This is a genomic window from Tistrella mobilis (assembly GCF_041468085.1).
In the GTDB taxonomy this organism is placed as follows: Bacteria; Pseudomonadota; Alphaproteobacteria; order Tistrellales; family Tistrellaceae; genus Tistrella; species Tistrella mobilis_A.
Genome location: NZ_CP121017.1, coordinates 3,590,957 through 3,612,370, shown reverse-complemented (window position 1 = coordinate 3,612,370; position 21,414 = coordinate 3,590,957). Strand labels below are relative to the sequence as shown.

Annotated in this window: 21 protein-coding genes; 14 read left to right on the top strand and 7 right to left on the bottom strand. The window is 67.9% G+C overall.

Translation table 11 applies throughout. From position 1 onward, the window contains the following. Positions 1–119: 119 nt before the first annotated feature. Genes P7L68_RS21820 through cmr6 form a run of 5 tightly spaced genes read left to right on the top strand, consistent with a single transcriptional unit; the run spans position 120 to position 7,215 of the window. Positions 120–1,694, top strand: a complete 1,575-nt coding sequence (locus P7L68_RS21820) for an RAMP superfamily CRISPR-associated protein (protein WP_372001622.1) — start codon at positions 120–122, stop codon at positions 1,692–1,694. Further along, the gene (locus P7L68_RS21815) at positions 1,691–3,736 is read left to right on the top strand and encodes a type III-B CRISPR-associated protein Cas10/Cmr2 (protein WP_372001621.1); all 2,046 of its coding nucleotides are present in this window, start codon (positions 1,691–1,693) and stop codon (positions 3,734–3,736) included. Before P7L68_RS21820 ends, P7L68_RS21815 begins: the two co-directional genes overlap by 4 nt. Continuing rightward, positions 3,729–4,901, top strand: coding sequence for a type III-B CRISPR module-associated Cmr3 family protein (locus P7L68_RS21810; protein ID WP_372001619.1), 1,173 nt, complete (start codon positions 3,729–3,731; stop codon positions 4,899–4,901). Before P7L68_RS21815 ends, P7L68_RS21810 begins: the two co-directional genes overlap by 8 nt. Continuing rightward, positions 4,898–5,770: a type III-B CRISPR module RAMP protein Cmr4 gene (gene cmr4 / locus P7L68_RS21805; protein WP_372001617.1), complete on the top strand. Its 873-nt coding sequence runs from the start codon at positions 4,898–4,900 to the stop codon at positions 5,768–5,770. The genes P7L68_RS21810 and cmr4 overlap by 4 nt, the downstream gene beginning before the upstream one ends. Continuing rightward, a complete protein-coding gene (cmr6, locus tag P7L68_RS21800) occupies positions 5,767–7,215 on the top strand; it encodes a type III-B CRISPR module RAMP protein Cmr6 (RefSeq protein ID WP_372001615.1) in 1,449 nt (482 codons plus the stop codon). Before cmr4 ends, cmr6 begins: the two co-directional genes overlap by 4 nt. Positions 7,216–7,239: 24 nt before the next feature. Here the strand turns inward: cmr6 and P7L68_RS21795 are convergent, their stop codons facing one another. Next, the gene (locus P7L68_RS21795) at positions 7,240–8,763 is read right to left on the bottom strand and encodes a phospholipase D-like domain-containing protein (RefSeq protein ID WP_372001613.1); all 1,524 of its coding nucleotides are present in this window, start codon (positions 8,761–8,763) and stop codon (positions 7,240–7,242) included. A gap of 113 nt (positions 8,764–8,876) precedes the next feature. After that, a complete protein-coding gene (locus tag P7L68_RS21790) occupies positions 8,877–9,428 on the bottom strand; it encodes a flavin reductase family protein (RefSeq protein WP_372001611.1) in 552 nt (183 codons plus the stop codon). Between the two features lie 183 nt (positions 9,429–9,611). Here P7L68_RS21790 and P7L68_RS21785 point away from each other — a divergent pair, with 183 nt between their 5' ends. After that, on the top strand, positions 9,612–10,271 hold the full coding sequence (locus P7L68_RS21785; RefSeq protein WP_372001610.1) for a TetR/AcrR family transcriptional regulator: 660 nt from the start codon (positions 9,612–9,614) through the stop codon (positions 10,269–10,271). A 24-nt stretch (positions 10,272–10,295) separates the two neighbouring features. Here P7L68_RS21785 and P7L68_RS21780 read toward each other — a convergent pair whose 3' ends face one another. Then, positions 10,296–11,468: an iron-containing alcohol dehydrogenase gene (locus tag P7L68_RS21780; protein WP_372001609.1), complete on the bottom strand. Its 1,173-nt coding sequence runs from the start codon at positions 11,466–11,468 to the stop codon at positions 10,296–10,298. A gap of 273 nt (positions 11,469–11,741) precedes the next feature. Here P7L68_RS21780 and P7L68_RS21775 point away from each other — a divergent pair, with 273 nt between their 5' ends. The 3 genes from P7L68_RS21775 to P7L68_RS21765 are packed head-to-tail and all read left to right on the top strand — an operon-like array spanning position 11,742 to position 13,031. Further along, the gene (locus tag P7L68_RS21775; protein ID WP_372001607.1) at positions 11,742–12,062 is read left to right on the top strand and encodes a phage holin family protein; all 321 of its coding nucleotides are present in this window, start codon (positions 11,742–11,744) and stop codon (positions 12,060–12,062) included. A 13-nt stretch (positions 12,063–12,075) separates the two neighbouring features. Continuing rightward, complete coding sequence (locus P7L68_RS21770; RefSeq protein WP_372001606.1) at positions 12,076–12,654, top strand: glycoside hydrolase family 108 protein; 579 nt, start codon at positions 12,076–12,078, stop codon at positions 12,652–12,654. Continuing rightward, a complete protein-coding gene (locus tag P7L68_RS21765) occupies positions 12,651–13,031 on the top strand; it encodes a hypothetical protein (protein ID WP_372001604.1) in 381 nt (126 codons plus the stop codon). The genes P7L68_RS21770 and P7L68_RS21765 overlap by 4 nt, the downstream gene beginning before the upstream one ends. On the opposite strand, the gene P7L68_RS21760 is transcribed toward P7L68_RS21765, so the two are convergent. Continuing rightward, positions 13,022–13,825 (bottom strand): XRE family transcriptional regulator, encoded by an 804-nt coding sequence (locus P7L68_RS21760; RefSeq protein ID WP_372006918.1) that lies wholly within the window; start codon positions 13,823–13,825, stop codon positions 13,022–13,024. The genes P7L68_RS21765 and P7L68_RS21760 overlap by 10 nt on opposite strands. Before the next feature lie 41 nt (positions 13,826–13,866). Between P7L68_RS21760 and P7L68_RS21755 the strand changes: the two genes are divergently transcribed. After that, the gene (locus P7L68_RS21755) at positions 13,867–14,346 is read left to right on the top strand and encodes a DUF6362 family protein (protein ID WP_372001602.1); all 480 of its coding nucleotides are present in this window, start codon (positions 13,867–13,869) and stop codon (positions 14,344–14,346) included. Between the two features lie 24 nt (positions 14,347–14,370). Here the strand turns inward: P7L68_RS21755 and P7L68_RS21750 are convergent, their stop codons facing one another. The 3 genes from P7L68_RS21750 to P7L68_RS21740 form a co-directional block, all read right to left on the bottom strand. After that, the gene (locus P7L68_RS21750; protein ID WP_372001600.1) at positions 14,371–14,916 is read right to left on the bottom strand and encodes an anti-virulence regulator CigR family protein; all 546 of its coding nucleotides are present in this window, start codon (positions 14,914–14,916) and stop codon (positions 14,371–14,373) included. Beyond that, a complete protein-coding gene (locus P7L68_RS21745; RefSeq protein WP_372001598.1) occupies positions 14,909–15,199 on the bottom strand; it encodes a hypothetical protein in 291 nt (96 codons plus the stop codon). The genes P7L68_RS21750 and P7L68_RS21745 overlap by 8 nt, the downstream gene beginning before the upstream one ends. Before the next feature lie 170 nt (positions 15,200–15,369). After that, positions 15,370–16,113: a thermonuclease family protein gene (locus P7L68_RS21740; protein WP_372001597.1), complete on the bottom strand. Its 744-nt coding sequence runs from the start codon at positions 16,111–16,113 to the stop codon at positions 15,370–15,372. Positions 16,114–16,432: 319 nt separating this feature from the next. On the opposite strand from P7L68_RS21740, the gene thrS reads away from it, so the two are divergent. The 4 genes from thrS to P7L68_RS21720 all read left to right on the top strand — a co-directional run bounded on the left by thrS (position 16,433) and on the right by P7L68_RS21720 (position 21,376). Further along, entirely contained in the window at positions 16,433–18,316 is a 1,884-nt protein-coding gene (thrS, locus tag P7L68_RS21735; RefSeq protein ID WP_372001595.1) for a threonine--tRNA ligase, read from the top strand. 219 nt (positions 18,317–18,535) lie between these two features. Continuing rightward, the gene (locus tag P7L68_RS21730; RefSeq protein ID WP_372001593.1) at positions 18,536–19,024 is read left to right on the top strand and encodes a hypothetical protein; all 489 of its coding nucleotides are present in this window, start codon (positions 18,536–18,538) and stop codon (positions 19,022–19,024) included. 43 nt (positions 19,025–19,067) lie between these two features. After that, complete coding sequence (locus P7L68_RS21725) at positions 19,068–19,655, top strand: YajG family lipoprotein (RefSeq protein WP_372001591.1); 588 nt, start codon at positions 19,068–19,070, stop codon at positions 19,653–19,655. Between the two features lie 173 nt (positions 19,656–19,828). Then, positions 19,829–21,376: a Fic family protein gene (locus tag P7L68_RS21720; protein WP_372001589.1), complete on the top strand. Its 1,548-nt coding sequence runs from the start codon at positions 19,829–19,831 to the stop codon at positions 21,374–21,376. The last annotated feature ends 38 nt before the right edge of the window (positions 21,377–21,414 follow it).

Sequence of the window (21,414 nt, the reverse complement as noted above, 5' to 3'; positions counted from 1 at the left end):
CTGATTTCATGCCCTCAGGGCTGACGTGCACTGCGGCCTGGTGACCCTGACGCCGATACTGGCACTGACCAGCCTCTACATACCTACGATCTTGTGGCCGAGGGTGACGTTTCCCCCTCTTGTCGGGCGACGCATGTCCGTGGAACGTCACATCGAGCGGTTTCCTGGTGACATATCATCTGCCACGTGCCAACAATAAAACCTGTTGGTTGTGGAGTCGGATTATTGCCGGCACCGATGGTCGGGTGGTGGTTATGGCGCGCGGCAGTGAGATTCTTGCACGGTTCCAGACGACGACACCGATGTTCCCCGGCGAGGCCGGCGGGTCGGACGGGATAATGGGGGCGGAGATCCGGCCGACGGCGATCAAGGCGGCGCTGCGGTTCTGGTGGCGCAGTCTGGCCTATGCCCGGCTCGGAAACGATACGGCCACCCTCAAACGGGAAGAGGATGCGCTGTTCGGTGCCCCTGCCGACGACGAGGGCGGCAGGCAGAGACGCGGCGGCACGGCGCGTGGACAGGCTGCGTTCATGCTGCGGCTCACCTCTGCGCCGGCGGCGGAGACCGATCTTTTTCCGCCGGGTTCCGAGCCCTTGCCTGCGTCAGCGGAAATCGATGGCGCCGCCATCCCGGGTGGCGTGGCCTATCTGGGGTACGGCCCGGTTCTCTACAGCAGGGATCTGGGGGGACCGGCCTTTCATCGCCGGGGAATTAAGCCGGGCACGATCTTCTCGATCGCTCTTCGCTGCCGGGCGGATAGCGATGTCGATGGGCTGATCGCGGCACTGAAGCTGTTCGGTTTGCTGGGGGGTATGGGGGCACGCAGCCGCCGCGGTTTCGGCAGTGTGGCCCTGCTCGACCTCGTGCGGGACGGCGAGGCGATCTTCAGTCCGCCCGAAACTTTGCGCGACTATGTCCAGAGATTGAAGGCGGTGCTGCCGGCGACTTATGTCGCCTCCGCCAGGGCCCGCCCCGACTGGTCCGCCTTCGCGCCGGGCCGCGACGGGATGCGTGGCAGCGTCTGTGCCATCGTCGCGGCCGGCAAGGCGGTGCCTTTGGCCGGTCAGGTCCCGACTGCACGACGGCCGCAGTGGCAGGGGCAGCGCGGTTCCGGGGGACCTGTATCGTTACACGCCGCTCTGGAATTCATGCCGCCCTCATGGTCGCAAACGCTGAACATGCTCGGCGTCGGCATGATGCTTTATCGCAGCTCCGGTCGGAACGGAAAGATCGCGTACCGAGACAAACCGGCCTGGCGGCAGTTCCACGAGGATCACGACTGGTTCTATGAAATTGCTGGAGGGCAAACGGCGGAGCGTGTGCCCGAGCGCGTGGCATTCGGTGTGCCTCTGCCCTTTTACAGCTCAACAACTAACAGGAAGGTGACGGTTGGCGCCGCCGCTGCCACCCGCGACCGCCGGGCGAGCCCCGTATTGATGCATGTTCACCGTGTGGGGCAGGACTATCTGGGTGTCATCACCATCCTGCCGGGGCGCTATCTGCCCGACGGCGACAGTTTCAGCGTGAAGCGCGGGGATCAGCCGGTCGGAACGCTTACCGCGCCCTCGCCGGACGCTTTCAATTTCGATCCGCTGTTCGACCTGATCGATGGCCATGGTCGTCCTCCCCACCGCCAATCCCCGTTCCGGGTGGTGGATGGCGGCTGGATCCTGACCGGCCGGTCGACGTCATGACCGGGCCGACCGGGGTGGCCATGCGGCGGTTGATGGTATCGATCGGGCCGGTGCAGGGCTTCGTGGCCCAGGCGCGGCGGACGCGGGATCTCTGGGCCGGGTCCTTTCTGCTCTCGTGGCTGACCGGCAAGGCCATGGCGGCGGTAACCGCTGCAGGGGGGCGCATCCTGGTGCCGGCGGTGGACGAGGATCCGCTGTTTCTTGCGATCACCGGCGCACCGTCGGGTCTGGCGGCGGCGCCCTTCATCGGGTCGCTGCCCAATCAGTTCTCGGCCGACCTGCCCGACGGGGTGGATCCGGCGATCTGCCGCAAGGCGGTGCAGGATGCCTGGTGCGGGCTGGGCCAGGCGGTCCGCGACACCTTCGTCACCGATGCGGTGACGACGGCGGCGAAAGGCGGCCGGCCTGGTCTGGATGCGCTCTGGGACCGGCAGATGGCCGGCTTCTGGGAGGTGATCTGGGTGGCCGGGCCGCAGCTGCCACCGGCAGAAACGGGGCACTGGCTTGCCATGCGCAAGAACTGGCGTGCCCATCTCCGCAGTGGCCCGACCGGTGCCGATGGAGGCGACAACTGTCTGCTGATGGGGGACTGGCCGGAACTGTCGGGCTGGCTGCGTTCGGTGCGATCCGAACGGGCGAAGCAGGACGCGTTCTGGGCGGCGCTGCGCCGGGCGGTGCGGGAAAAGCCGACCGATGTCGACACGCTGGAACTTGCCGAGGGGGAACGCCTGTCGGCGATCGCCCTTGTGAAACGGCTGTTTCCGGTATTGCCTGTGGCTGTGCTGAAGCGTGCGATCGGCTGGGTGCCGGGTGGCAGCCGCGACCGGCTGAGATCCTGGCCGTCCACCCGCTATATGGCGGCTCTGCCCTGGATGCAGCGGTTTCAGGCCGATCAGGCCGGCAAGGCACTGGCCCGGACCTATGCGGACGAGATCGGCCGGGAGACGGAGCTTGCCGGTTATCGTGTGGCCGAACGGCACGCCTATCGTCATCTCGGTCTGCCCGAGCAGGCAGGCTTCATGGCGCTGGACGGCAATCTGTTTTTCGACGCTGCTCTGGCCAATCCGCGGGAATTCAAAGTTTCCGACGTCACCCGGAAGAGGCTACGGACCCGGTTGGCGAAGCTGATCGACGAGGGCGGCATCGGGGCCCCTTCGCCTTATTACGCCGTGCTGCTGATGGATGGCGACAATGTCGGTGCGTTGATCCGCAGCGCCGGGGTTGATCCCGTGACTGCGCTGTTTTCGGGCTTTACCGCCCGGGTCGACACCCGGGTCCGCGCGGCGAGCGGGGCCACCATCTATGCCGGCGGCGACGATGTGATGGCACTGCTGCCTCTGCCGGATGCGATCGCCTGTGCCCGGGCCCTGCAGCGGGCCTATCGGGATGCTGCCCACGAGGCAGCCGCAGCCTCCGGACTGGTGCCGACGGCGGCGGCGGCGTTCGTCGCCGCGGCCACGATTTCCGCCGGCATCGTCTTCGCCGAAGCGGCCGTCCCGCTCCGGCTGGTGCTGGAGCGGGCGCGGACGCTGCTCAAGGATCTGGCCAAGACCGCCAATGGCCGCAACAGTCTGGCGCTCGCCATACTGAAGCCGGGCGGCAAGGATCGCGAGTGGGTTTCCGCCTGGAATGGCCCCGCTGTCGGCGCGCTGGTTCGCATGATCGACGGCATGGTCAATCCGCGGGATGTCCGGGTCTCGTCGGGCTTCATTCATGCGCTCGCCGGCCCGTTCGGCACAATGCTGGCCGGGCTTCATGCGGCAGACGACCTGCCGGATTTCGATGACGACCGCCTGCTGGATCTGCTGATCGAGACCTTTCGGGGCGATCCGTCGACCCGCACATTGAGCGAGGCGCAGCTCCGCACCGTCATGGTCGACTACCGCAACCTCTGCCGCCGCATGCGGGGCGATGGAGGCGAGACCGCCGCCTTCGATCCCGGGGCCGGGCTGGTTCTGCGCTTTCTGGCCGAGAACATGCCCGCCGCGACGAAGCCCGAGCCGGAGCAGGGGCCGGAGACGGGGGAGGCGAAGGATGGCTGAACCGTCGGCCCTGCTGTTCATTTTCGAACCGCTGGACACACTGTTCTTCCGCACCGGCCGGCCGTTCAACCAGGACGATCCGGGCGCCGCCCTTGCGGAAAGCCTGTTCCCGCCCAACCCGCCCACCCTGGTGGGGGCGCTGCGGGCCGCCCTTGCGCGTCTTCTGGGCTGGGACGGGCAGAATGACTGGTCGACCGACATCAAGGTCGCGCTGGGTGATGGCGACCGGCTGGCCGCAGGTCTGCGTTTTCAGGGGCCATGGTTGATGCGCAGAGAACCGGACGGGGCGTGGCACCGCCTTTATCCGGCCCCGGCCTCGGTGGTGGAAACGCCCGCGGGCACGCCGGCCGGGCGGCGGTTCCGGCGCCTCCAGCCCTCGGCGACCGTTCTGCAGACGGATCTGGGGCCCGATCCGATCCGTTTGCCGGCGCCTGCCACTGACGAGCGCGACGCCGCATTCTGCCGGCGACCGAATGGCCTGTGGCTGACCGCCGACGGCCTGTCGGCGGTTCTGAAGGGGAAGGTGCCGGGGCAGGCGCCGCCCGGTGCATCGCGCTGCTGGTACGAGGAGGCGGAGCTTTGGGCCGTGGAACAACGGGTGGGTATCGGCCGCGACAACGCCACCCGCCGGGTGGAAGACGGCCATTTCTACATCGCCTCCCACATCCGCCCTGTCCGGGGCGTTGCCCTGGCGTTGCAGGTCTCGGGCCTGTCGGCAGAGCTGAGGGCGAAGGTCGAGGCGCACCGGGGGGAGCTGGGGGTGGTGTCGCTGGGCGGCGAGCATCGTGCCGCCTGGCTGAGCTGCGTCGCGCCGCCCCGGCCCGTGTTCCAGCGCACGGCCGATACGGCACGGCGCGTTGCCATTGCGCTGACCCCGGTCCGGGCGACCGCCGCCATGCTGGAACCGCAGGCATCGTTTGCGGGGCATGACGGGCTGAAGATCACCATGGTCAGCGCCCTGCGTGCCGACATCGCCGGCGGATGGGATTCGGTCGGAAACCGCCCGATGGCGCAGCATCCGCTGCTTGCCGCCGGCACGACCTGGCACATCACCTGCGATCGGGACCTGCGGGATGAAGACCTCCCCCGCAGCCTGGGCGGCATGACCGACTGGGGATATGGCGAACTGATCTGGGGGCGTGACGCCTCGTCGGGGGGGACATGACACATCTGATGCTTGGCATGCTGGCCGAAACCTTTCTGCACCCGGGCACCGGCCAGACCGACGGAGCCATCGACCTTCGTGTGGCGCGTGAAAGCGTGACCCGCCACCCTTTTATTCCGGGATCGGGCATGAAGGGCGCGCTGAAGGCGCATTTTCGCGACCGGCCGCCGGCCGCCTGGCAGCCCGACGACCTCGCAAATGTCTTCGGCCTGGAGGATCGCGCGGGTGGTGTGCTGATATCGGATGCCCGCCTGCTGCTGCTGCCGGTGCGTTCGCTGTCGGCCCCCTATCTGTGGCTGACCTGCCCGCTGATCCTGGAACGCCTGCTGCGCGATCGGAGCCGCTGCGGTTTCGAGGCGCAGCCTCTGTTCGCGGCCCTTAAAGCGCTGGCGATCCCCGGGCCCGGAGAGGTTCTGATCAACGACGTGGCCAGACACGACCGGATCTTCCTGGAGGACCGGCTGTTCAGCGTCGCCGGCGCCGTTCCACCGGACGCCGTCAGGGCTTTTGGGGCACTGTTTCACGACGATGCCGCGCTGACCGCCCACCGTCTGTCTCGCCAGCTCTGTATCGTGTCGGACGACGATTTCGCCTGGGCGGCCGACAATGCTCTGCCCGTGGCGGCGCACAATGTTCTGGCGGAAGGAACCAAGGCGAGCCGGAACCTGTGGTACGAGGAAAACCTGCCGCCGGACACCCTGCTCTATGCCACGCTCAGCGCCCGCGGCGGCGGCGATGCCGTGTTCAAAACCCTGCGTCGGGCGGTTGTGGACGACGCGGCCTGTGCGTGGCTGCGCATCGGCGCGAATGAGACCACCGGCCTTGGCTGGGTGGGCTGCCGCTGGCTTGCAAAGGGGGCGGCGGCATGAGCGATCTGGAGCGGCTGAGGGCCAGGGCGGCCCATCAGGCGGTGATGGGGGTCCGGGCCATGACGTCGGCCCGGGCCTATCGTCAGCGCATCCGCAGCCTGCCGGCCGAAATTGTGATCAACGGGCTGGGTCAGGCGCTGGCGATGCTTGTCCGGGACGGGGCGTCGGATCGTCAGGACGATGCGGCGGCGGCCAGAGCCCTTATGACCCATCTGAATGTCTGGCTTTGCACGGGGTTTCCGGACAGCCCGCTTGCTGTCACAGGGGATCGACTGGTTCATGCAGTCACGACCTGTGACGACGCCACCTATGTCTGGGCAGGGGTGGAGGCGCAGGCCTATCTGCGTTGGCTGAAGAAGTTCGCCGAGGCCTATCTCGCCGATGCCGATGCCGATGATGGGGAAGACGTGAGTAAAAAGAAATCGAAGGGCAGGGGAAGAGACGGGCGGCGACCGCCGGATCGGGTACGGGAAGAGGCGGCCTCGACACGCCAGCCGGGCCCTCTGCATATTCCGCGCACCTCCGCCTCGGCCCCGGCCGGGGGCGCCCTGATCATGCATGGGCGCCGGCTGCTTTCCGATGCCGGGTCTGTCCCGTCGGCAGCCGTCGACGGCCAAAGCGTGATGCCGCTGCCGGCCGCGATCGCCAGGGATGTGCGCCAGTCCGGGAACAGCCGCGGCAATGACGGTCTGCGCTTCGATCGCTTTTGCGATACCTGGAAACCCGACTGGACCGGATTGCGAGAGCCCGACGCGCCGAGGGGGATCAAAGCGGGTGCGGCCGACTGGGCGGCGCGCTTCGATCGCATACTCGGCGACGCAGCCCTGCTGGAAGAGGCAGATGACCGCCGCCGCCGGTGGCTCGATGCCTGTCAGGCCCGCCACCGGCGGTTTGTCACCGACTGGCGGTTCGTGAGCGGCCTGGGCCGCGACCATCCGGTCGAGAACGGCTTCGCCTGGCATCACACGCTTGGGGTGCCCTATCTGCCCGGCAGCTCGGTGAAGGGCATGGTGAAATCCTGGTGCCGGGACTGGTTGCCCGGCGAGGACCTGCCGATGCCGATCGAAACCATCTTCGGCACGGCCCCCGAAGGTGCCGGGGACGAGGCGGCGAGTGTCGGTGCCTTCATCTTCCTGGATGCCATCCCCGCCGACAGGATACGCTGTCAGGCCGATGTGATGACGCCGCATTATCAGCCCTATTATCAGTCCGCGGGCCAAGTGCCGGCGCCGGGTGACTGGTTCAGTCCCAACCCGATCTCTTTCCTGACGGTGGCGCCGGGGCAGGCCTTCCGCTTCGCGATCATGCCCCGCACCGATCAGGCCATGGACAAGATGGACTGGATGTTTCAGGCCTTGGCCGATGCGCTGGAATGGATCGGCGCCGGTGCGAAGACCGCCACCGGCTATGGCCGTTTTGTACCGGCATCCGACACGGGTGACTGATGTGGCGGGTGCGGGTGCGAAGGGTCAGCGCGGCGGCCGCGGCAACAGCCTGCGCCCCTTGCGCATCAGTTTTTTCGGGAAATGCCAGTTGCGGAACAGGCCGCGGCGGCTCAGCGGTTCGAAGATCGCCTCGGGGCCGTCGGGGTCCAGGATTTCGTTGTCGGCCAGCCATTTCTCAGTGGGGCTGAGATCGGGCAGCCGATAGGGCACCAGCGTGCGGCCCTGGCCGCGCAGATCTTCAATCACCTTGATCATCGAGCCGCAGGCGGCGTAGCGATCGGCGATGTCTTCAGGCGTTGTGTCCAGATGTTCGGCCAGCAGATCGTCGCGGATATGGGCGATGCGGGGCCCGAGGGCGGCATTGGCCGGCAGGCTGGTGTCGATCACCACATCGCATTCGGTGTCCAGCCGCATTGAGCGGTTGTTGAAATTCGACGAGCCGACCCTGAGCCAGCGATCGTCGATCACCGTCACCTTGGCGTGGACATAGATCGGCGTACCCTTTGCCGTCAGCGGATGATAGATCCGGAAGCGACCATGGCGGTCCAGGCGGTGCAGGGCCTCGAACAGCCGGGCGCGGGCGGTGTCCATGGCGATCGGCTCCAGCCAGCCGTCGGCGATCACCGGGTTGACCACCACCACCTCGGGCCCGTCCTCTTCCAGCAGACGGGCGGCGATGGCGCGGGCCACCCGGCGCGAGGCGAAATACTGGCTTTCGGCATAGATCAGCCGCCGGGCGCCGGCGATCAGATCCAGATAGAGCGCCTCGATCTCGTGGATCGGCTCCACCCCGTCCATGCGCGGCTGGGTGCGGGCGATCGCAATCTCCACATCCCGCAGCCAGGGGTCGAGGGTCGCGGGCCAGCAGTCGGCCGTGCCGGTCACCGCCGGCAGCGTTTCGCCCGAAGCCGCAAGCCAGCGCGCCCGGGCCAGATCGGCGATCGCCCGGGCGGCCGCGCCGTCGAAGGCGCTGGTCGCGTCATGCCAGGGCGGGCAGGGCCTGCCGCCGGGCAGGGTGCGCTCGGGGTCGTCGTCGGCATGGGCGCGGCGGTCCCAGCGCTGGCCGGTCATGTCGATGCCGCCGCAGAAGGCGAGGCCGTCATCGATGACCACGATCTTCTGATGATGCGAACTCATGAAGGGGTGGGCGCCGTCCAGCCGGAGCGTGATCCGCGGATGGGCCTTCCAGCGCAGCACGCTCCACAGCGTGTCGCCGCGGAACAGGGCCTTGAAGGCGCCGGTATCCCAGCGCAGCAGCCTGATCCTCAGCGAGGGGGTACGCTTTGCCAGCCAGAGGATGAAATCGCCCAGCTTCTCGGGTCCTTCATCCGGGCCGGCCGGGCGGCCGAAGCGGATGCGGGCGTCGAAATCCCAGCCGATCAGCAGGATGCTGTGGCGGGCGTTCAGCATCGCCGCCCGGGCGGCGTTGAAATAGGCGTCGGCATCGATGATCAGCGAGAACCGTTCCGCCCGGGCGGTCCGCCAGCAATTCCGGCCATGCGCAAGCAACTCCGTCGGCGGGCGATGCTCCGGAAGGGTCTGGGTCATGGGCGGGCTGCGGGCTCCTGGCTGCGGCGATCACGATGGCGATGCCCCTATGGCACCAGATCCGGCCGGCCGGGCCAAGTGATCAGACGGTGTCCGGTTGCGGCCCCGCCCTGTCAGTCGATGGGCGCAAGCCCGGCGAAACAGCCGTCGTGATAGACCAGCGCGGTTGCGGCATCGCGGGCGCGGACCTCGGCCACGCGGCCGATCATCAGCGTGTGACTTTCGAAGGTCACCGTATCGGCCAGCCGGCAGTCCAGGCTGGCGGCGGCAGGCGCCAGCAGCGGCGCGCCGGTGATGCCTGTGGTCCAGAGGGCATCCTCGAACCGGGCTTCGCCGGCACGCGCGGGGTCGCCGCCGGCGAACAGCCGGGCGAGGGCGCCGTGATCGGCGGCGAGCAGGTTGATCGAGAACCGGCGCTCGGCCAGGATCCGGTCATGGGCCTGGGCGGAGCGGTTGATCGCCACGGCCACCCGCGGCGGTTCCGCCGTCAGCGACATCACCGCGGTGGCGGTCAGCCCCGCCCGATCGCCGCGGTCCCCCGTGGCCACGATGGTGACACCCCCGGCAAGCCGGCGCAGCCCGGCGCGGAAGGCCGCCGGCGGCACGACATGCGCTTCGGCGTCGGCAGTGCCGGCAGCCGGCAGGGTGATGGTTCCATCGGTCATGTCCGGAGACCTTTCCGTCCAGGTGTCGCTCAGGTCGAAGGCTTGATTTGCGACTGACTTTCAGTCGCGTGGATCATGCCTCAACCTCTGTCGAGAAGATATGGTCGCGCGCGCCCGCTGTCGATGTTGCCGCCGGCATGGCCTGCAAGCTAGGGTCGCCGGGAATGAGCCGGGAGAAAACGGATGGATGAGCAGGGCGAGGGCGGCGGCAGGGCGGCGGCAGGCGGCGGGCGGATGTCCCGGCGCGGCGGCGTCATGCGCGACGAAGTGATCGCCTTCAAGCGCGAACGGATTCTGGAAGAGGCGGCCGCCGCCTTCTACGAGCACGGCTATCAGGGCACCACGCTGGAGGCGGTCGCCGCCCGGCTGGGGGTGACCAAACCGTTCATCTACTATCATTTCCGCAACAAGGCCGAGATCCTGTCCGAGATCTGCCGCCGCGGCATCACCGAGGCGGTGGCGGCGCTGGATGCGGCGCTTGCGGCCGAGGGCACGCCCGATCAGCGGCTGGCGGCGGCGATCGAGGCGATCACCCGTACCGTGCTGGAACAGCAGGCTTATACTGCGATCTATTTTCGCGAAGAGAAGAATTATCCCGCCGATGATGCGGTGGAGCTGAACCGCCGGCGCAAGGCCTTCGACCACAAGCTTTCGGCGCTGCTGAAGGAAGGTGTGGCGGCCGGCGTGTTCGAGATCGAGGATGTGCGCCTCACGGCGCTCGCCATCGGCGGCATGATTTCCTGGGCCTTCACCTGGTACAACCCGCAGGGCCGGCTGTCGACTGCCGAGATCTGCCGGGGCATGGCCGGGCTGGTGCTGCGCATGGTCCGGCGCCCCGAATAGGCGGGGCGCCGGCATCCGTGTCGGTCAGGCGGCGCTTTCCAGAATGCCGCGCACGGTTGCGGGGCCGTCGACAGGGCGCGGATTGGTGCGGATCCAGATGTCGTGCATGGTCGCCTCGGCGATGCGGTCGAAATCGGCCGCGGTCACGCCCACCGCCGACAGGCTGCGCGGCATGCCGAGGGATGCGATGAAGCGGTCGGCGGCATCGGCCGCAGTTTCGCCCGCTGCGGCGCCCAGGCTCCGGGCGATCCGGGCCTGACGCGCGGCATTGACCGGCGCGTTGAAGCGCAGCACCGCCGGTGCCATCACGCAGGAGGTGTGGCCATGGGCCACCCCGGCCACGCCGCCCAGCATATGGCCGATGGCGTGGCTCGCCCCCATCGGCACCCCGGCCACGATCGGGATCATGCTCTGCCAGACGCCGATCTGGCATTTCAGCCGGGCCTCCAGATCCTCGGGATCGGCCTTCACCCGCGGCAGGCCTTCGGCCAGCAGCTCCAGCGCGCAGGCGGCGATGCCGTCGCAATAATCATTGGACAGCAGGGAGCCCAGCGTCTCCATGGCATGGTCCAGCGCCCGCACGCCGGTCGACAGCCACAGCCATTCGGGGGTGTGGCGGGTGATGGCCGGGTCCAGCACCACCACGCGCGGCCCCATGCCGCGGCTGAGATAGCCCTGCTTCAGCCCGGTCACCTCGTCGGTGCTGCCGCCCAGCGGAAAGAACTCGCCGCCCGACAGAGAGGTGGGCACGGCGATCTGCGGGATGTCGGGATCGGGGACCTGCGGCACCACGATGCCGCCGTCTTCCGACGGGTACATATGATGCGGTTCCATTTCGGCCGGATCGGTCCAGCCCATCTTCGCCGCCAGCCGGGCGACCTTGCCGCCATCGGTGATCGAGCCGCCGCCGACGGTGACCAGCAGATCGGCGCCGCTCTCCCGCAGGGTCTGGCCAAGTGCGATCACCCGGGCGCGCGGGCTGTGGGGCGGCATGTCGGCGCTGCTGCCGACCAGCCGGTCACCCAGGGCGTCGCGGATGCGGGCGATCTCGTCGGTTTCGCGGTCGAGCGTGCCGGAATGCAGCAGAAACACCCGGCCGGCTCCGATCCGGGCGGCTTCCGCCGCCACCGCCTCGGCGGCCGGCGTTCCGTAAACCACCTGCTCCATCGGCGCGCAGGCGATCACACCCTTGTTCATGAACTGGCTCTCCTCCCTGGGCGGGCGCCGGCTCGTACTGGCCGCGTCCCGTCGTTGGTGATCGTATACCGATCATCAGCTGAATATACTGGTGAGTATGACGACGGCAAGGGGGCGGGGACGATAAGGGCGACTACGGGGCGCGCGGCCGCAAGTGGCCGCATTCCCGGCCATGCATGACCGCCCGGCGGCCGGCATGCTGTCGAATGACGGATCGCTGCCTGCGCCTGCCGGCGCATGCGTAATCCCCCATCCGACAGGACCCTTGATCCGATGCACGACCTTCTCCAGGGCCTGTGGTCGGCGATGCGTGAAACCGCCGACCTCCTGGGCCTGACCGTGATTGCCGCCTATCTGGGCCGGCTGCTCGTCCATGTGGGCGAAGTGCAGCGCGGCCGGCGGCGCTTTTTCAGCACCCATCTCCTGTGGGAACTGGTGACCGCGATCGCGATCGGCATCGTCGCCGACGGCATCGCCCATCAGCTGGGCCTGACCGGCCCGCCCCGCACCGCGGCCATCGTGGCCATCGCCTATCTGGGCCCGCGAGGCCTTGAAGAAGTCATCGTGCGGCTGATCGCCGTGCGCCGCAGCTGAGGGAGGCCGCCCCATGGACATGTCTTCTCCCGATGCCGCCTTCCGTTCCCGCCTGTTCGAGGCGAGCCTTCAGGTCGTGCTGACCTGGGAAGGCGGTGAGACCGTCTCCGACGATCCGATGGATCCCGGCGGCATCACCCGCTGGGGGATCAGCCTGGCCTTCCTGCGCCGGCTGGAACCGGGGGCCGGGGCCGACCGGATCCGCGCCCTCGGCCGCGAGGATGCGGCGGCGATCTATGCCCGCGAATTCTGGCAGCCCATCCGCGGCGATCAGCTGCCGCCGCCGCTTGCCCTCTTCACCTTCGACAGCGCCGTCAATCTGGGCGTGCCGCGGGCTGTGCGCCTGCTGCAACAGGCGGTCGGCGCCGATGTCGACGGCATCATGGGCCCGCGCACCGTCAATGCCGCCCGGGCCGCCGCCCAGCGGCCCCAGCGCCTGACCCAGGCGCTGGCCGACATGGCCGCAGGCCGCCTGCAGATCTATGCCACCCGCCCCGGCTTTCCGCGCTTCGGGCGCGGCTGGACCCGCCGGGTGCTGGATGTTCACGGGCGGGCCGTGGCGCTCGCCACCGAAGAAGGAGCCGCAGCATGACCGGGATCGACGATCTTCTCGTGGCGCGCCTGGGCGGTGTCGTGGCCGAACTGGCCGGCGCCGGGGTGATGGTGGCCGGCGCCTGGGCGCTGGGCCGCATCGCCGGCTGGGCGGGTGTCGCCCGCGACGATCGGGTGCGCGCCTATCTGGAGGCGGCGCTTGAACGTGCCGTCGACCGGGCGCTGGGTCAGGTGCCGGCAGGCGGGGAGTCGGCAGGGGAGGTGGTGCCGGTGGCTACGGCCTATCTGCGCGAGACCGTGCCCCAGGCGCTCAAGACCCTGTCCATCGCCCCCGATACGCTCGACCGCATGGTCGAAGCGCGGCTCGCCACCCGCGCTGCCGGGTCGAAACCGCAGAGGTCGTCGGTTCAGCCGTAATCGCTGGCGCCGACGATCCGGTGGATGCTCAGCACCTGACCAAGCTCGTGCTCCAGCTCGCCCTGCGGATTGAACTGGCGCAGATGCAGCCGGGTCGCGGTGCGCCGGACGAACTGCTTGATCAGCCCGCGGGTCGGTACATGCGGGTCGCCGGTGCGGATCTGGACCACCACGAAGCAGCCGGGCGTGATCGGCCGGTTGGGGTTCACATGGACCAGTTCGCCGGCGAAATAGCGCGGCTCCATGCTCTCCCCCTGAACATAGACCGCATAGCCGTTGGCCACTCCGGCCAAAATCGGCGGCCGGGCGACGTATTCGTTGACCGTACCGTTGAAATCGAACGCCCCGTCATCGCCGCCCATGGCTGCACCATAGACCGGAAGGTCACGTGGTGAAGCACCGGGCGGCGTTGTCGTCTCATGGGCCGGTTCGACACCGAAGCCGGCATGGAGCACTGCCGCGGGATGGGGGGGCAACGGGGGCAGAACCGCCGGTTCGCCGAGCTCACCCGCCGCCGGGGGCGGGTGGTCCGAAACCAGCAGATCGGCCGGCGCGCAATCCAGCGCCCGCGCGAGCCGGCTCATCCACTCGGCGGTCAGCCGGCGGGAGCCCTTTTCCAGCTTGTTGATTTGTGACGCCTCGGTTCCTACGCGCTGTCCCAGCTCATGCATGGTCAGCCCGCGCCGTTCGCGCCACTCGCGGATGCGGTTCTGCATGGCCATAAAATGGTCGATGTGGCCGCAAAGTGCAATGGCCAAAACGGACATATTTCGCTTGATCAGAGGGGTGGCCATGGTCAATCTTGGGGGACGCAACCGAAACGGGAGGCAATACGATGGCACGCAGCCCTGAAGCCCTGGGATCCCTCGACGAGATGGAGGGGGGCATGTTCGGCGCGCCCCGCGCGCAGGACCTTCTGGCGCCGGTGAAGGCGCTGTTCGACGAGGCGGCGCAGACGCTGCGCCGGCTGCCGCCGGCCGAGCGGCCGCAGCGGGCGCGGATCTCGTGGGATGATCTGGGGGTCGGCAGCGGCCGCCCCGCGGGTGGGCGTCGCGAGGCCGGGGGCCGCGGGCTCGCCCCCGATCCGGCGCAGATCTCGCGCCTGGATCTGGCACTGGAGATCAGCCTGCGGCTGGAGCCGGTGCACCGGCGGATCATCTGGGCGCGGGCGGAAGGCCGGCTGTGGAAGGTGATCGCCGGCGATCTGGGGCTGGACCGCACCACCTGCTGGCGCCACTGGCAGCGGGCGCTGGGTCAGGCGGCGCTGATCCACGCCCTGCTGGTCACGGAACACCGCAGCCGGGCACGCATGTAAGCGGGTGCGCCGTCCGCCGCCGGCTCAGTCGACGGCGTTGTTCAGGATATCGACGATCACGCCGGTCGCCGCTGCAATCAGCAGGATGTCGCGGCCGGCCTGGATCCATTCATAGCCCTCGCGCCGGGGCAGGCGATCGTAGAGAGGGGGCGGCAGGCGCTTCTTCGCGACCCCCGGCGGCAGCGGTTTGCCCCGCGCCAGATTGCGCGCGATGCCCGGCGGCAGCGGTTCGTAGCCGAACTGGCCGTGATGGTGACCGACATAGTCGGTGATGATCCGGCGCTCGTCGCCGGTGATGATGTTCACATTGATCAGGGCCGGTGCGCGATCGTCATGGCGGTGGTCGTACCGGTGGTCGTCCTGGTCGGGGCCACGATGATGATGGCGATGGTCGCGTTCATCCTTGTCATGCTTCGGCCCGCCGCCCTTTGCATGCGGGGGCGGGTCGGCCAGGGCGGAATTGAAGGCGCCGGCCCCGGCCATGACACCGGGCAGGGCGATCAGGGATATGGCCAGAACGGCCAGACGGCGCGCCATCGGCCGCTGCCGGATGAACAGGTGCTCAGACATCGACTTCATCCCATTCCGACCACAGCTCGGCCTCGGCGCCCTGCGGACCGTCGAAGCCGCCGCCATAGCGGTCGTCATAGCGGCCGACGGCGCGGTGGGTTGCCGGCGGCCCGGGCATTTCCAGGGTGACCTCAAGCCCCGGCACCGCCGCGATCACCCGCCGTCCGCCATCGCCGGCCATGGCGGGGGTGCCCAGCATCGCGGCAAGGGCCGTGCCGGCCGCGACGCTGACGACGATCCGGCGATGTCTGCGTGGGGGGTGGTGCCTGGCGCGGTTGCGCATGAGAGGTCTGCTCCATCGGGTCGAGGCCGGGCGGGTCGAGGCCCCTCCATGTGCCGGGACCCTGTTCCGATGATGGCGCAGGTAATCGGCCTGCGGGTGTGATCAGCCGATGTACGAACTGTGAGCGGCGGCCGCCATGCTGTGATCTTGCCCGTCGCCGCGGCCGGGTGTCAGCCGCCGGCTTTCTCCCAGCCGGCCGCACGGGCATCGGCTTCCGAACAGAACCAGCGCTCGCCGTCGCCCTCGTCGATGCGGGTGCGCTCATAGGACCGGCTGCCCGGTACGTGATACAGCCGGCGGCCGTCTTTGGAGATGTTGCCCTTGATGTCGCAGCCCTTCGGATGGCCGCCATCGCCGGTCGCCGGCGTGGCCGGTGTGCGCCCGGGCGTGGCGGGGGCCAGTGCGCCCGGCGGCGGGTTCAGCTTCACGCCCTTGCGATGGTCCCAGGGCATCACGAAACGGCCGGACCACAGCCCCCGCTTCGCCGCCTTCGCCTCGGTCTCGGCCGGGACGTAGTCGCGGCCGTAATTGACGTAAGCCACCGCCAGACCGTCCTGGACCATGCGCCGGTTGATGTCTTCGCCATTGACCGCGCAGCGCCCGACCACCCGGCCGTAACGGTCGCGGTCGACGATCTCGCAGGCGACGGTGCGGCCGGCGGTCAGCCGGTCCAGCAGCTGTGTGGCGTCGCGGCCGCAGCGCCAGGCGCGGTTCTGTGCGTCGGCGCAGATCTGCGCGCTTTCCGGCGCATCGATGCCGAACATGCGGATGCGGGTGCCGTGGATGTCGAGCGTGTCGCCGTCGATCACGCTGGCACGGCCGGTGATGTCGGCAGCGAGCGCGGGCGCGATCCCCCCCGGCAGGGCCAGAAGGATGATGAGGGCGGCAGCCGCGGAAGCGAGACGGGGGAACATCGGGCTCCTGGTCGGTCGGAGGAGAGGGATAACAACTCGACCGGGAGCTTAATCATGATTTCGAACTTATGGTAGTAACTCTACCGCGAAAACGCGCCGCCGCATGCAGCCGGAGCGCGCAGGCGCAGGTATGCATGCCCCGCCGCACTGCCATAAGTACCGGGCTCGCTTGAAAAGATGTCGGGGTGTTGCGACATCTGCGGTCCTTGACCACGGCCCCTGGCGGGCCCTATACCCCTTTCTCGGAAAGGCGCGTTCATGGCCCACCCGTGTCGTATGCGGGTGCGGGTGGCGCGCCTCGCAGATGAGGACATGACCCATGGCGAGCGAGATCGCGCCGGACGTCTATGCAATGCGCCATTCCTGTGCGCATCTGATGGCAGCGGCGATCCGTGAACTCTATCCCGAAGCCAAATTCGGCGTGGGGCCGCCGACCGCGACCGGTTTCTATTACGACATCGATCTGCCCGAGGCGCTGAAGCTCGACGATCTGCAGAAGATCGAGCAGATGATGCGCAAGCTGCGCAAGAAGAAGCTGCGTTTCGAACGCCGCGAACTGCCGATCGAGGATGCGATCGGCTTCATGCGCGAGCATCACCAGGATTACAAGGTCGAGCTGCTCCAGCTGCTGCGGGATCGCGGTACCACCGCCATCGCCAAGGAGACGGGCGACGACACCGCCGTCGGGGGCGATCAGGCGGGCGTGGACAGCGTTTCGTTCTACACCACCGGCAATTTCGTCGACCTCTGCCGGGGTCCGCATGTCGAGAACACCGCCCAGTGCGGCGAGTTCAAGCTGATCAACATTGCCGGCGCCTATTGGCGCGGCAACAGCGACGGCCCGCAGCTGCAGCGCATCTACGGTCTCTGCTTCCCCACCAAGGAGGAGCTGGAGCACTGCCTGTGGCAGATGGAGCAGGCCAAGCTGCGCGATCATCGCAAGATCGGCCGCGAGCTGAAGATCTACCGCTTCTCGCCCGAGGTGGGTGCGGGCCTGCCGCTCTGGCTGCCCCGCGGCACGGCGCTGCGTGACGAGCTGGAATTCCTGGCCCAGAAGGAAGAGCGGCGCGACGGCTATCTGCGTGTCGTCACCCCACAGATCACCAAGGAAGAGCTGTATTACCGGTCCCGGCATCTGCCCTATTATGCCGAGGATATGTACAAGCCCTTCGAGATCGATGGCGAGCGTTTCTATCTGCGGCCGATGAACTGCCCGCATCACCACCAGGTCTATCTGGCGGAGAAGCACAGCTATCGTGATCTGCCGGTGCGCCTGTCGGAATACGGCCAGGTCTATCGCTACGAGGCGAGCGGCGCGCTGTCGGGCCTGATGCGGGTGCGCGGCTTCTGCCAGAACGACGCCCATATCTATTGCCGGTACGATCAGGCCAAGGACGAGTTCCTGAAGGTCATGCGGCTCCATGCCCGCTATTACGACCTGTTCGGGATCAAGGACTATTACATGCGCCTGTCGCTGCCCGATCTCGACAAGCTCGACAAATATGTCGACGAACCCGAGAAGTGGCTGGCGGCGCTGAAGATCATCCGCGAGGCGATGATCGAATCGGGCTATCCCTTCCGCGAGGTGGAAGGCGAGGCGGCGTTCTACGGGCCCAAGGTCGACTTCATGATCAAGTCGGTCATCGGCACCGAATACGCCATCTCGACCAATCAGCTCGACTTCCTGGCCACCCAGACCTTCGACCTCACCTATATCGGCGAGGACGGCAAGGAACACCCGGTCTACGTCATCCACCGGGCGCCGCTGGGCAGCCATGAGCGGTTCGTGGCCTTCCTGATCGAACATTACGCCGGCAACTTCCCCACCTGGCTTGCCCCGGTGCAGGCCATGGTGGTGCCGATCGCCGACCGGCATAACGCCTATGCCGAAGAGGTCCGCAACCTGCTGTTCGACGCAGATGTGCCGACCGGCACCGGTGGCCTGCGGGTGGAGGTGGATACCAGCACCGAGCGCATGCAGAAGAAGATCCGCAACGCCCAGCTGGAGAAGATCCCCTACATCCTGGTGGTGGGTGACAAGGAGGCCGAGACCCGGACCGTGGCCGTGCGCCTGCGCAACGGTACCGATCTGGGGGCCATGCCGATCGCGGATGTCATCGCCCGCATGCGCGACGAGGTGGTCAACCGCCGCGACATCGAACTGCCGGCGATCGAGACTGCGGCCGACGCCACGGCACAGTGACCGATCGCCTTCCCGGGCAACCGGGATCGCACCAGAACCGCCGGGCAGCGATGCCCGGCGGTTTTTTCGTTCTGGAGTAAACCCTTGGCGACAAATCGCGGGCACATTGTTGCATTAACCATGGCATCCGCATAACCTTCGCGCGTTTTCAGGGAATGACATCTCTCAGAGGAGGTGCGCGTGAGGCGGGCGAGGACTGGAATCGTCGGGATCGCGCTGATGGCCGGGACGGCCATGGCACTCGGTGGCTGTGCGACGCAGGGGCAGAGCCGCTACAGCTACAAGGATGTCGGCCGGGCGAGCGAGGTGGCCTTCGGCACGGTGCTGTCGTCGCGCCAGGTGGATATCACCGGCCAGAACACCGGCGCCGGCGCCGTGGTCGGCGGTACCGCCGGCGGGCTTGCGATGTCGAATGTGGGCAGCGGCACCGGCAATGTCGCGGCGATTCTGGGCGGTGCGCTGGTCGGCGCGGTTGCGGGTGCGGTGATCGAGCAGGCGGCGGCTGATCGGGTCGGCATCGAATACGTGCTGATCCTGGCCAATGGCAAGACCATCACCGTGGTCCAGGAACAGGACGAGGGCGACGAGATCTTCGCCCCCGGCGCCCCGGTGATGATCCAGACCAGCGGCAGCTATCAGCGCGTGCTCTCCACCGCCAATCTGCCGTCGGAAGTGTCGCGCCCCAAGGAAGTGAAGATCGTCGACTGACCCCGCGCGGTCATCCGACACCCCGAAGAAAGCCGGACCTGCCATGAAGAAGCTGATCACCGTGGCCCTGGGGCTGCTGATGCTCTCCGCCTGCGCCTTCACCGAGGATTCGATCCCCGTCCACTACACCGCCCCGGCCAATCTGGAGCTGGTGCAGGGGGCATCGGACGTGACGCTGGAGGTCGTGGGCCAGGATGGCCGCGTGTCCAATCGCGACCGCATCTCCAGCAAGAAGAACGGCTATGGCATGGAGACCGCCCGCATCCTGGCCGCCAATGACGTGGTCGCCGAGGTCGCGAACGCGGTGCGCACCGAGCTGCAGTCGCTGGGCTTCACCATCGGCGAGGGCGGCATTCATGTCGTGATCGAGACCCAGACCTTCTACAACGACTTCAAGACCGGCTTCTGGAGCGGCGAAGCCGTGGCCGAGGTCGCCTTCATGCTGACCGCGACGAAGCCCGACGGCACCCTGGTCTACAGCCGCGCCTACCGGGCCGTCGGCATGAACAAGGACATCATGATGTTCTCGGGTGACAACGCCGCGCCGGCGCTGGAAGAGGCCTTGCGTGAGGCGGTCCGCCAGGTCGTGCAGGACAAGGCGCTTCAGGCGGCCCTGCTCGCCGCGAAGTGACGCCGCCTCACCCCGCCGACCCACCCCGCCGCCGGGCAGCGATGCCCGGCGGTTTTCTGTTGGGCGCGCTGACAGCGGCGAAGGTCTTTGGAATCATTTTTCACGATCAAGGGGCTTGAGGAATCGGTCTTCACGGCGTGGAATCGTTTTTCACGACAGCCGGAGGATTTGTTATGCATGCCGCATCGGATGCCGCCTTTCCCGGTCGTGTGACGGTCTTCCGGGATCGGCGTCTGCCGGCGCCCGCAACACCGGCGGGGTATGCAGCGTTGATCGAGGCGTACCGGCTGAACGTGCCTCTGCCGCGCCGCCTGTTCGCGATCGGCATCCGCCATCGGATCGTGGAGGACGATGCCTGGCGTCTGCTGACCCCTCGACATGCGCCGGCCGGCGATCTGACGGGCCATCTGGTGTTTGCGCTCCGCTATGAGGGCCTGGATCTGGCCGTCCTCAAGCGGCTGTTCCTCTGCATCGGCCCTGAGCCGGTCGAGGCGCTTGTGCGTGCCGCGCCCACCGGTGCCCATGCCCGCAGGATCTGGTTTCTGTACGAGTGGCTGACCGGCCGCCTTCTGGATCTTCCGGATGCGTCTGCCGGCGCATATGTCGCCGTACTGGACCCCCGGATCCAGTTTCCCGGCGAGGCCCGCAGCATCCGGCGCCAGAGGGTCCGGGACAATCTTCCGGGGACACCGGATTTCTGCCCGCTGGTCTTCCGGACCGAGGCACTGGAGCGGCTTGCCGCCGGCGATCTGGCCAGCCGTGCCCGCGCCGTTGTGGCGCAGGTGCCGCGGGATCTTCTGGCGCGCACGGCGGCCTTCCTGCTGCTCAAAGATTCGCGGTCCAGCTATGCGATCGAAGGAGAGCATCCACCGCAGGATCGCATCCAGCGCTGGGGGCGTGCGATCGGCGAGGCCGGCCGACATCCGCTGGATCTGGAGGATCTTCTGAGATTGCAGCGGCTGGTGATCGGGGACGCCCGCTTCGTGCGTCTCGGCATTCGCAGAGAAGGCGGTTTCGTCGGAGAGCATGATCGCGAGACCCGCCTGCCTCTGCCAGGTCATGTGAGCGCCCGGCCGGAGGATCTGGCGTCGCTGCTGGGCGGGCTGCTGGCTTTCGCCAACGGCCCTGCTGCGGCGCTCGACCCGGTCATCGCCGCAGCGGTGCTCGCCTTCGGCTTCGTCTATGTCCATCCTTTCGAGGACGGCAATGGCCGGCTGCATCGCTATCTCATTCATCACGCGCTGGCAGCGCGCGGGTTCAATCCACCCGGCGTGGTATTTCCGGTCTCGGCGGCAATCCTCAGGCATATCGAGGCCTATCGCCGCGCGCTGGAAAGCTATTCCGAGCGGCTGCTGCCGGCTGTCGAGTGGCTGCCGACCGCGCGGCACAATATCCAGGTTCTGAACGACACAGCCGACTTCTACCGGTTCTTCGACGCGACCCCCCATGCCGAATTTCTCCAGGCGTGCGTTATCCAGACCATTGAGGTCGACCTGCCTGACGAAGCGGCCTTTCTGCGGCGCTATGACAGCTTCCGCGACGGGGTGACAGCGATCGTCGACATGCCCGACCGCATGATCGATCTGCTGTTCCGCTTTATTCTCCAGGGTAATGGGCAGCTTTCGGGCCGGGCGCGCCGCAGGGAGTTCCAGGCCCTCACCGACGCCGAGGCGGCCGCGGTGGAGGCGCTCTATGCCGATATCTTCGGTGAACGAAGCTAGGCCAGGCGCTGCCGCCACTCTGCTCCTGCATCCCCGGC

Excerpts from the sequence above, each read along its gene's own strand:
- thrS (WP_372001595.1), top strand. The coding sequence starts at position 16,433 with ATGGCGAGCGAGATCGCGCCGGACGTCTATGCAATGCGCCATTCCTGT.
- P7L68_RS21795 (WP_372001613.1), bottom strand. The coding sequence starts at position 8,763 with ATGACCCAGACCCTTCCGGAGCATCGCCCGCCGACGGAGTTGCTTGCG.
- P7L68_RS21775 (WP_372001607.1), top strand. The coding sequence starts at position 11,742 with ATGCACGACCTTCTCCAGGGCCTGTGGTCGGCGATGCGTGAAACCGCC.
- P7L68_RS21810 (WP_372001619.1), top strand. The coding sequence starts at position 3,729 with ATGGCTGAACCGTCGGCCCTGCTGTTCATTTTCGAACCGCTGGACACA.
- P7L68_RS21790 (WP_372001611.1), bottom strand. The coding sequence starts at position 9,428 with ATGACCGATGGAACCATCACCCTGCCGGCTGCCGGCACTGCCGACGCC.
- cmr6 (WP_372001615.1), top strand. The coding sequence starts at position 5,767 with ATGAGCGATCTGGAGCGGCTGAGGGCCAGGGCGGCCCATCAGGCGGTG.
- P7L68_RS21730 (WP_372001593.1), top strand. The coding sequence starts at position 18,536 with ATGGCCGGGACGGCCATGGCACTCGGTGGCTGTGCGACGCAGGGGCAG.
- cmr4 (WP_372001617.1), top strand. The coding sequence starts at position 4,898 with ATGACACATCTGATGCTTGGCATGCTGGCCGAAACCTTTCTGCACCCG.
- P7L68_RS21755 (WP_372001602.1), top strand. The coding sequence starts at position 13,867 with ATGGCACGCAGCCCTGAAGCCCTGGGATCCCTCGACGAGATGGAGGGG.
- P7L68_RS21770 (WP_372001606.1), top strand. The coding sequence starts at position 12,076 with ATGGACATGTCTTCTCCCGATGCCGCCTTCCGTTCCCGCCTGTTCGAG.
- P7L68_RS21740 (WP_372001597.1), bottom strand. The coding sequence starts at position 16,113 with ATGTTCCCCCGTCTCGCTTCCGCGGCTGCCGCCCTCATCATCCTTCTG.
- P7L68_RS21780 (WP_372001609.1), bottom strand. The coding sequence starts at position 11,468 with ATGAACAAGGGTGTGATCGCCTGCGCGCCGATGGAGCAGGTGGTTTAC.
- P7L68_RS21815 (WP_372001621.1), top strand. The coding sequence starts at position 1,691 with ATGACCGGGCCGACCGGGGTGGCCATGCGGCGGTTGATGGTATCGATC.
- P7L68_RS21765 (WP_372001604.1), top strand. The coding sequence starts at position 12,651 with ATGACCGGGATCGACGATCTTCTCGTGGCGCGCCTGGGCGGTGTCGTG.
- P7L68_RS21785 (WP_372001610.1), top strand. The coding sequence starts at position 9,612 with ATGGATGAGCAGGGCGAGGGCGGCGGCAGGGCGGCGGCAGGCGGCGGG.
- P7L68_RS21725 (WP_372001591.1), top strand. The coding sequence starts at position 19,068 with ATGAAGAAGCTGATCACCGTGGCCCTGGGGCTGCTGATGCTCTCCGCC.
- P7L68_RS21750 (WP_372001600.1), bottom strand. The coding sequence starts at position 14,916 with ATGTCTGAGCACCTGTTCATCCGGCAGCGGCCGATGGCGCGCCGTCTG.
- P7L68_RS21720 (WP_372001589.1), top strand. The coding sequence starts at position 19,829 with ATGCATGCCGCATCGGATGCCGCCTTTCCCGGTCGTGTGACGGTCTTC.
- P7L68_RS21760 (WP_372006918.1), bottom strand. The coding sequence starts at position 13,825 with ATGGCCACCCCTCTGATCAAGCGAAATATGTCCGTTTTGGCCATTGCA.
- P7L68_RS21745 (WP_372001598.1), bottom strand. The coding sequence starts at position 15,199 with ATGCGCAACCGCGCCAGGCACCACCCCCCACGCAGACATCGCCGGATC.